We start from the raw sequence: 6,804 nt of genomic DNA, 5'->3' as shown, positions 1-6,804 counted from the left end.
CGGGTGGGCGGAGACTCCTGAGTCTCCGCCCACCCGCCTTTCAGCGGGGGTCCGGGGGCGCGGCCCCCGGCCCTCACTTCACCGATCCCGCCATCACGCCCTGCACGAAGTGGCGCTGGAAGGCGAAGAACACCACCACCGGCACCACCAGCGACAGGAACGCCCCAGGCGCCAGCACATCGATGTTGCTGCCGAACTGCCGGATCTGCGACTGCAGTTCCACCGTCAGCGGCTGCGACGACGTGTCCGCGAACAGCAACGCCACCAGCATGTCGTTCCACACCCACAGGAACTGGAAGATGGCCAGGCTGGCAATCGCCGGCCGCCCCACCGGCAGCACCAGCCGAGTGAAGATCCGCCACTCGTTGCCCCCGTCCATCCGGGCCGCCTCCAGCATCTCCTTCGGCATCTCGGCGAAGTAGTTCCGCAGCAGGAACACCGCGAACGGCAGCCCGTAGGCGACGTGGAAAAGCACCACACCGGGAATCGTCCCGAACAAACCCAGCTGCCCGAACATCTTGGCGACCGGCAGCAGCCCGATCTGCACGGGCACCACCAGCAGCGCCACCACCAGCAGGAACAGCGGCTCCCGCGCCGGGAAGTCCAGCCACGCGAACGCGTACCCGGCCAGCGCCGCGATGACGACGACGAGAACAGTCGTCGGCACCGAGATCAGCACGGTGTTCCAGAACGCCTGCGTCATCCCCGCGTTCTTCAGCAGCGCCGAGTAGTTGTCGAACGACAGCTGCGACGGGCTGGTCAACGCCGTCCACCAGCCGCCCTTCGCGGTGTCCTGCGCCGACCGCAGCGACGACACGAACAGCCCCGCGAGCGGAGTCAGCCAGATCAGCCCGATCACCACGAGGAAGGCCTGGACGAGCCAGTTTCCCAGGCCCCGCCTGATCGCGTTCATCGCTGACTCCTTCGGAAACGGCGGACGTTGAACACCATCGCGGGGATCACCAGGAGCAGCAGCAGCACACCGAGCGCACTGCCGAGACCCTGGTTGTTGCCGCCACCGAAGGAAACCAGCCACATCTGGGTCGCCAGCACGGTGGCGTCCTCCTGCACCGGGCCGGGTGCGATGATGTAGACGAGGTCGAAGACCTTCATCACGTTGATCACGAGGGTGACGAAGACGACCGTCAGGACGGGCGCGAGCAGCGGCACGGTGATCCGGCGGAAGATCTGCCACTCGTTCGCCCCGTCGATGCGCGCCGCCTCCAGCGCGTCCCGCGGCAGCGCGGACAGTCCGGCCCCGATCAGCACCATCGCGAACCCGGTCCAGATCCACAGGTACGCCCCGATGATCATGGGGGTGACCAGCGTCGGCCCGAGCCAGGAGATGCCCTGGTAGGGCGGGGCGAAGTTGGACTCGGGCAGTTTCACCTCGTACGACCCCGCCTTCAGGCCGGTGAAGTGGAAGGAGCCGTCGGAGGCGGTCGTGGTGCTCGCGACGGTCCGCCCGTCGCGCACGGCCTCGACCTTCATGCCGGGCAGTCCGCTCTCGCCGCTGTCGACCTCGCCCTGGGTGCCGCCCCCGCCGGGGGTGAAGTCCAGGTAGACGACACCGCGCAGCTCGTCCGCCGCGGCCTTCTCGCCGGCCGCCGCGTGCGCCGGTTCGGCGCCGCCCGGCAGGTCCTTGGGCAGCACGCCGACCATCGGCAGGTGCACCGTGTCACCCGGTGACAGGCCGGCACGGGTGGCGTACGAGCCGTCGTCGCCCTTGGTCAGCCCGTGTCCCTCGCGGGCGCGGGCGGCCGGATACGACGAGGAGTCCTTGAAGACGTCGTGCACGGAGACCACGGCGGCGTTGAGCACGCCCTTGTTCGGGTCCTCGTCGTAGGCGAGCCGGAAGATGATGCCGGCGGCCAGGAAGGACACGGCCATCGGCATGAACAGCAGCAGCTTGAACGCCGTCGCCCAGCGGACCTTCTCCACCAGCACGGCCAGGATCAGTCCGAGCCCGGTGAGCAGCACCGGGGCCACGACCACCCAGATCGTGGTGTTCCGGATGGCCTTCAGCGTCGCCGGGTTGCGGAACATCTCGGTGTAGTTGTCCGCGCCGACGAACCGGGTGCCGGAGGCGTCGAAGAGGCTCCGGCCGACGGAGAACAGCACCGGATAGACGACCAGCGCGCCGAGCAGCAGCAGCGCGGGGAAGATGAACAGCAGGGCGACGACCCGCCCCCGCCGCCGCAGTCGCCGCGCGCGTTGAGCGGGCGGGACGGGCGGCGGCGGGGGGCTCGCGCCCTTCTCCTTCACGGGCGTGGAGGTCATGTCGGGTCAGCCCTGGTTCTGGTACGCCTTGGCCGCCGCGGCCTCCAGCTTCGCCGCCGTGCCCTTCGGGTCCGACGGGTCGCGCAGGAAGTCCTGCAGGAGCTTCCACTCGCCGGCGCCGCTGGTGCCGCCGAAGGCCGCCGGGGCCTGGTCGGACATGTCGAACCGGACCGCGTCCGCGTCACCGGAGTCGATCAGGGACTTGGCGGTGGCGCGGGTGACGTCGTCACCGTAGGAGGCGAGGTCGAGGTTCTTGTTCGGGGACAGGAAGCCGCCGGCCTTGGCCCACACGGCCGCGGCCTCCGGGGTGGCCAGGTACTCCAGGAGCTTCATGCCGGCCTTGGCGTTCTTGCCGTCCTTGAGGACGACCGCCGCGTCACCGCCGCTGACGACCGGGGCGTTGCCACCGTCGACCGGCGGGAACGGGAAGAAGTTCGCGTCCTCGCCGATGGTCCTGCCGAACTGGTCGTGGGCCACGCCGGCGACGAAGTCGCCCTCGTAGACCATGCCGGCCTCCGGCTTGGGGCCGAAGACCTTCTCCACCGAGCCCGGGAAGTCGGTGTTCAGGGCCCCCTTCTGGCCGCCCGCGATCAGCTGCTTGTCCTTGAACAGCTTGCCGAGCGTGGTGAGCGCGTCGACCACGCTGTCGTCGGTCCACTTCAGCTCGTGCGCGGCGAGGGCGTCGTACTTCTCGGGGCCGGCCTGGGAGAGGTAGACGTTCTCGAACCAGTCGGTCAGGGTCCAGCCGTCCTGCCCGGCGACCGCGAAGGCGGCGAGCCCGGAGTCGGAGATGGTGCGTCCGGTGTTGAGCATCTCGTCGTACGTCTTGGGCGGCTTGACCCCGGCCTGGTCGAACGCGTCGGGGCTGTACCAGACGGTCGACTTGTGGGCGGCCTTGAAGTACAGGCCGTACAGGGTGTCCTCGACGCTGCCGTACTTCTTCCACACGGGCGCGAAGTTGGCGTCCACCGACTTCTGGGTGGTGTCGGACAGCGGCTGGAGCCAGCCCTGCTTGGCGAACTGCTGGAGCACGCCGACCTGCGGGACCATCACGACGTCGGGGGCGTTACCGCCCTCGATCTTGCTGCCGACGACGGTGGAGACGTTGTCGCCGGTCGACATGAACTGCGTCTTGGCGCCGGTCTTCTCCGTGAACGCGTCCAGCACCTTCTGGAAGTTCTTCTGCTCGCTGCCGGACCAGACGCCGGCCACGGTGACCGTCTGGCCGCTGAGCGACTTGTCGCCGCCGCCCGCGGAGACGGGGTCGGAGCTGCCGCAGGCGGTCGCGCCGAGCGCCAGGACCAGGGCGGTGCAGCCGGCGAGCAGGGTGGTACGTCGTCGCATCATCGTTGATGTCCCTTCGTGAGGTGGGAAGTTGACGGTTCGGACAGGCTGAGGGGAGGAGGCTGACGGGGGATCAAGTATCGGGGGTGTCGTCGGCGATCCACCAGGCGGCGGTGGACCCGGCGAGCACTCCCGGCGGGCAGGGACCGCTGGTCAGCAGCGGCATGCCGGGGACGGGCGCGGGCGTGGGGGCCGTACCGAAGTTGACGGCGCAGACCAGGCCGTCGCCGCGGACGAAGGCGAGGACGCCCGGCTCGGTTTCCAGCCAGCGCAGCGTGCCCTCGCCCAACTGGGGCAGTGTGGCGCGCAGTTGCAGGCCGTCGCGGTACAGGTGCCAGAAGGAGCGGGTGTCGGCGAGGGCGCGCTCGGTGACGTACTCGGCGAAGTACTCCGGCTGCGGCAGCCAGGGCTTGGCGTTCTGCGATCCGCTGGTGAAGCCGAACGGGGAGGCCTGGCCCGACCAGGGCAGCGGCACCCGGCAGCCGTCGCGGACGCGGGCGCGGCTTCCGGTGCGGTAGAAGATCGGGTCGGTGAGCACGTCGTCGGGCAGGTCGACGACCTCGGGCAGGCCCAGTTCCTCGCCCTGGTAGACGTACGCGGCTCCGGGCAGCGCCAGCATCAGCAGCGCGGCGGCGCGGGCGCGGGCGGCGCCCAGGCCGCTCGCCTCGGGGGCGGGTTCGCCGTAGCGGGTGACGGTGCGGACCTGGTCGTGGTTGTTGAGGACCCAGGTGACCGTGGAGCCGGTGCCCGCGATGTCCTCCATGGCCTCGGAGATGACCTTGCGGAAGGCGTCGGTGTCCCAGGGGGCGCTGAGCAGGTCGAAGAAGAAGGCCTGGTGCAGCTCGTCGGGGCGGACGTACTTGGCGTGTTCGCGGGCGCTGGGCACGGACACCTCGCCGACCAGCAGGCGTTCGTGGCCGTCGCGTGCGGTGTACTCCTCGCAGACCGCGCGCCAGTGCCGCCACACGTCGTGCACCTCGGGCTGGTTCCAGGCGAGCGGGTTGACCGAGTCGCGGGTGCGGGCGTCGACCTCGGGGTCGTCCGAGTCGGGCAGCTCCGGGTGCTTGTAGAGGCCGGCGGCGACGTCGATGCGGAAGCCGTCGACACCCCGGTCGAGCCAGAAGCGCAGCACCCGGTCGAACTCGGCGGGGATCTCGGGGTTGCGCCAGTTCCAGTCGGGCTGCTCGGGCGTGAACATGTGCAGGTACCACTGCCCGGGGCTGCCGTCCGCCTCGGTGACCCGGGACCAGGCCGGGCCGCCGAACATGGCGTGCCAGTTGTTGGGCGGCTCGGCGCCGTCCGGGCCGCGGCCGTCGGCGAAGTGGAAGCGGGCGCGGGCGGCACTGCCGGGTTCGGCGGCCAGCGCCTCGCGGAACCACGGATGCTCGCTCGAGCAGTGGTTGGGGACGATGTCCAGCAGCACCTTGATGCCGAGCCGGTGGGCGGCCGCCATCAGCCGGTCGAACTCGTCGAGGTCCCCGAAGACCGGGTCGACGTCGCAGTAGTCGGCGACGTCGTAGCCGTGGTCGTGCTGCGGGGAGGGGTAGAAGGGGCTCAGCCAGATCCCGTCGACGCCCAGCTTCTTCAGATACGGCAGCCCCGCGCGGACACCGGCCAGATCGCCGATGCCGTCGCCGGTACTGTCCAGGAAGCTGCGGACGTACACCTGGTAGATCACGGCGTCGCGCCACCAACCATGCCTGTTCAACCCATTGACCTATTCCTGTGAAGAGCAGCAGTTATGCATGCATGTTAGGTAGACAGGTCAGGGTGGTGTCAATGAACTGGACCACAAATACCGGATAGTTGACCAGTCAAATCCGGACATGTCCGGGCGTATCGCAGGGAGTTGAGATGGCCGCGTTACTTAACAAGTAAGCATGTGGAGGTGAGCCGGCCTCAGCGGTGGGAGATGGCCGCGAGTTCGCGGGCGAGCCGCCGTACGGCCGCCTCGGGCGTCTGCTGTCCGGTCAGCGTGTCGTGCACGACCGCCTGCACCACCAGGCTGACCTGGTCGTAGTGCGCGCTCTTGGGGCGCGGCGCGGCCGCCAGCACGGCGTCGCGCAGGGTCGGCAGATAGGGGAACTGCCGCACGAGCGCGGGGTCCTCGTACAGCGCGGCGCGCACGGGCGGCAGCGCGCCCCGGGTGAGCACCTGGCGCTGGACGCGCTCGCTGGTGAGGTACGCGATCAGGCGCGCGGCGGAGTCGGGGTGCCGCGCGTGGGTGGCGACGGCGAGGTTGGAGCCGCCGAGGACACTGGTGCCCGGCCCCTCGGGCCCGGGCAGCGGTACGGCTCCGATCCTCCCGGCGACCTCGGAGCCCGGCGCGGAGGCGACGGCGTAGGCGTACGGCCAGTTGCGCAGGAAGAGCAGCCGGCCGTCCTGGAAGGCCTGCTTGGACTCCTCCTCCTTGTACGTCAGCGCCTCCTTCGGGATCCAGCCCTCGCGGAAGCCGCGCGCCAGGAAGCCGATGCCCTCGCGGGCGGCGCCCGAGTTGACGGTGACGCGCTCGCCCTCGTCGCCGAGGATCGTGCCGCCCGCCGAGTACACGGCCTCGGCCGCGTTGACGGTCAGCCCCTCGTACGGCAGGAACTGGCCCGCGTAGCCGTCCAGCCCGTACTTCGGCGCGACCGTCCTCGCGGCGTGCTCCAGCTCGGCCCAGGTGCGCGGCGGCGGAATGCCCTCCTTGGCCAGAATGTCCTTGCGGTACAGCAGGAGTCCGGCGTTGGTGACGTACGGCACCGCGTACAGCCGTCCGTCGTACGTGGCCGTGTCGACGACCGGCGGCAGGAAGGTGTCCAGCGGGAAGCGGCCGCGGGGCAGCGGGCGGATCCAGCCGGCGGCGGCGAACTCCGAGGTCCAGTTGACGTCGATGTTGAGCACGTCGAACCGACTGCGGTTGCCGCCGCGCAGGTCGGTGGTCATCTGCGCGTGGGTCTCGTCGGCGGCGTCCGGCAACTCGACCAGGGTGACCTTCTCGCCGGGGTGGGTGCGGTTCCAGCCCTCGAGGAGCGGACCGAGATAGCCGGTGAGGTCGCCGGCGGTGGCCAGGGTGAGCGGTCCCCGGCCGCCGCCGCGCTCCCCGTCGGCGCGGGCGCCGGAGGCTGCGTAGCCGGTCATGAGCACGATCAGGACAAGGAGGACCCTACCGGCGGCGCGTGTCCACCGCATAGGTTCCTC

General features: G+C 70.2%; 5 protein-coding genes. All 5 read right to left on the bottom strand.

Translation table 11 applies throughout. The features are described from left to right. Nucleotides 1-73: 73 nt before the first annotated feature. The 5 genes from DEP02_RS17290 to DEP02_RS17270 all read right to left on the bottom strand — a co-directional run bounded on the left by DEP02_RS17290 (nucleotide 74) and on the right by DEP02_RS17270 (nucleotide 6,795). Entirely contained in the window at nucleotides 74-913 is an 840-nt protein-coding gene (locus DEP02_RS17290) for a carbohydrate ABC transporter permease (RefSeq protein ID WP_112468357.1), read from the bottom strand. After that, on the bottom strand, nucleotides 910-2,280 hold the full coding sequence (locus DEP02_RS17285; RefSeq protein WP_112468355.1) for an ABC transporter permease: 1,371 nt from the start codon (nucleotides 2,278-2,280) through the stop codon (nucleotides 910-912). The genes DEP02_RS17290 and DEP02_RS17285 overlap by 4 nt, the downstream gene beginning before the upstream one ends. 6 nt (nucleotides 2,281-2,286) lie before the next feature. Next, nucleotides 2,287-3,627, bottom strand: coding sequence for an ABC transporter substrate-binding protein (locus tag DEP02_RS17280; protein ID WP_112468353.1), 1,341 nt, complete (start codon nucleotides 3,625-3,627; stop codon nucleotides 2,287-2,289). A gap of 70 nt (nucleotides 3,628-3,697) precedes the next feature. Beyond that, complete coding sequence (locus DEP02_RS17275) at nucleotides 3,698-5,332, bottom strand: glycoside hydrolase family 13 protein (RefSeq protein ID WP_112468351.1); 1,635 nt, start codon at nucleotides 5,330-5,332, stop codon at nucleotides 3,698-3,700. A gap of 191 nt (nucleotides 5,333-5,523) precedes the next feature. Beyond that, nucleotides 5,524-6,795 carry an ABC transporter substrate-binding protein gene (locus DEP02_RS17270; RefSeq protein WP_112468349.1) on the bottom strand — a complete coding sequence of 424 codons (1,272 nt, stop codon included), beginning with the start codon at nucleotides 6,793-6,795 and terminating at the stop codon, nucleotides 5,524-5,526. Nucleotides 6,796-6,804 lie beyond the last annotated feature (9 nt).

Origin of the sequence: Streptomyces triticisoli, from assembly GCF_003270085.1 — a bacterium.
Taxonomy (GTDB): Bacteria; Actinomycetota; Actinomycetes; order Streptomycetales; family Streptomycetaceae; genus Streptomyces; species Streptomyces triticisoli.
The sequence above is the reverse complement of the archived record's forward strand: the minus strand, read 5'-3'. Positions and strand labels throughout refer to the sequence as shown.